At 64.4% G+C, this 870-nt stretch carries 2 protein-coding genes; one reads left to right on the forward strand and one right to left on the reverse strand.

Annotation, left to right across the window (positions count from 1 at the left end):
* On the reverse strand, window positions 1–219 hold a 219-nt coding region (gene tnpA, locus L0U85_RS21535), incomplete at its 3' end, for an IS200/IS605 family transposase (protein ID WP_347177492.1).
* A gap of 24 nt (window positions 220–243) precedes the next feature.
* Here tnpA and L0U85_RS20135 point away from each other — a divergent pair.
* Window positions 244–870: transposase (locus tag L0U85_RS20135; RefSeq protein WP_241379556.1), on the forward strand; the 627-nt coding region annotated here is incomplete at its 3' end.

Raw genomic sequence — 870 nt, forward strand, 5'->3', positions numbered from 1 at the left:
CGGTGGGAAGTTCACCAGCAGGTGGACGTGGTCGGTCTCGCCGTTGAACTCGGCCAGTTCGCACTCGAAGTCCGCGCATACGTCGCGCATGACCTCTTCCATGCGGGCGAGGTGGGCGTCGGTGAAGACCCGGTGCCGGACCTTCGTGACGAAAACCAAGTGTGTGTGCAGAGCGAAAACACAATGACGGCCTGTACGTACCTCAAGATCTGCTCCCATAAGCCAATAGCCTAGGGTAGGCATGTGCTTCTGCGATACCGGTATCGGCTGTACCCGACCGTCCCGCAGCGCGTCGCGCTCGCGAAGTCGTTCGGCTCTGCCCGTGTCGTCTACAACGACGCCGTGGCCGCCAGGAAACGCGCGCACATGGAAGGCTTGCCATACCCGTCGACGGCGCAGCTGTCCAAGCAGCTGATCACAGAGGCGAAACGCACTCCAGAGCGGGCGTGGCTGGGCGAGGTCTCCGCGGTGGTGCTGCAGCAGGCGCTCGCGGATGCGGACCGTGCGTGGCGGAACTTCTTCGCCTCGCTCAAAGGGAAGCGCCAAGGCCCCAGGATGGGGCCTCCACGGTTCAAGCGTCGCTCGAACCCTCAATCGATCCGGTTCACCCGCAACGCACGGTTCGCCGTCCTCGGGAACGGGCGGCTTCGCCTGCCGAAAGTCGGTGACCTGAAGGTCGCGTGGTCGCGTGGACTCCCCTCCGAGGCCAGCTCGGTCACGGTCGGCAAGACCGGGTCGGGGAAGTACTACGCGAGTTTCGTGGTCGAGCTGGGTGAGGGAGCTGACCTCCTCGAACCTTTGACCGAACCGGACGCTGAGACCGGGATCGACTTGGGCCTGAAGGATTTCGCGGTCTTGCGCGGGGGAAAG

Source organism: Glycomyces sp. L485, assembly GCF_022548875.1.
Classification (GTDB): domain Bacteria; phylum Actinomycetota; class Actinomycetes; order Mycobacteriales; family Micromonosporaceae; genus Glycomyces.